Source organism: Paenibacillus sp. MMS18-CY102, from assembly GCF_009789195.1.
In the GTDB taxonomy this organism is placed as follows: Bacteria; Bacillota; Bacilli; order Paenibacillales; family Paenibacillaceae; genus Paenibacillus_T.
This window is the reverse complement of sequence record NZ_WSTC01000082.1, coordinates 1-1,231: the sequence shown is the minus strand read 5'-3', so window position 1 is coordinate 1,231 and position 1,231 is coordinate 1. Positions and strand designations below refer to the sequence as shown.

The 1,231-nt window shown below is 47.1% G+C and carries 1 protein-coding gene; it reads right to left on the bottom strand.

The features are described from left to right. Window positions 1-31 precede the first annotated feature (31 nt). Entirely contained in the window at window positions 32-1,135 is a 1,104-nt protein-coding gene (locus tag GON22_RS25485) for an IS4 family transposase (RefSeq protein WP_160398862.1), read from the bottom strand. Window positions 1,136-1,231 lie beyond the last annotated feature (96 nt).

Sequence of the window (1,231 nt, the reverse complement as noted above, 5' to 3'; positions counted from 1 at the left end):
TGTACAGGGCTGTTGATTATCCAATTAATGGTCAAAGAAATGTATGAATGTTCTCCAAATATACCTTCCATTCAGGTGGTAAGGTCTGAATTGTAAATAAACGATCAAAATCGGCAAATGTCATTCGCGCACACCAATGAACCACGGCATTTCCGTGGTCGAACAGAAATTTAAGAACTACATAAACAAGCAATGCTGTGTACAACTGTCCATACACCGCATTAGGCGTCGTACCGAACAGCGTCGGAATATTGAGATGCTGTTTGATCCATCGAAAAAACACTTCAATCTGCCAGCGCTTTTTGTAAATATCCGCGATCCGCTCTGCCGAATGCCAATGCAGATTTGTAGCGAGAATCACGGGCTTGCCCTTCGGGTCTTTTAGGATGACCACGCGAAATCGATGCTTGGAAAGGCGATGCCCTTGACCTAACTGGCAGGTGAAATCTTGTTCCAGAGGCTCCGCCAATGGTTGTTTTCGTTCTCTCGGTTTCTTGGCTTGAAAGCGCGTATTGTCTCGGAGGCGGATGACAAAATATTGTTGCTGCTCGAGGTATTCATCGAATCGACGATGTTTGCCATACGCGCGATCCGCCACCACGATAAAACGATTGTCGATCACCTCAGCACTGCTTTTGAAATCATGAGAGTTCCCTGTGGTTTCGGTTACTTTGTGAAGGTTGTTTTCATCAGCAATGAGTGCTACATGCAGCTTGATGCCTGCGCGTTCCCCCTTGAGCGGCGCCCAAGGCAACCGTCCACGGCCGACTGTTATTTTGGTAGAATCAACGAGCAGCAGTTCCCGCGGGATGCCTAACTTACGCCGCGTCGAGCGATTGCAACGTTCAACCATAAGCTCGAACAATCGTTTAAATAGCGCGAAGGGAACGCTCTTTGCCTTCTTCGACAGGGTAGAGTGGTCGACGGGCCTTAGTCCACTGAGGCCCATTCGCTGTTCACCGTCGCGATACCCACCCCACTGTTGAAAGGCCGCTTCCGCTAAAAACAAAAAGAGGTCATAAACTGTGAATTTACGTGCAACATCGACATAGCCCAGCTCCTGCATAAGAGGTACTATTGTTTCATTTGGCATCATCAATTGCAGAATAGTTGATAATGAAGTAGAATTTTTCATGAGACCGCCTCGTTTCGGATGTTTGTAGGGGTACAAACACATTACCGAATGAGCGGTCTTTTTGCTACCTTTTTTTGGCTAATCAACAGCCCTACA

What these genes read in the sequence shown, in the direction of transcription:
- GON22_RS25485 (WP_160398862.1), bottom strand. Translation starts at nt 1,135, where the DNA reads ATGAAAAATTCTACTTCATTATCAACTATTCTGCAATTGATGATGCCA.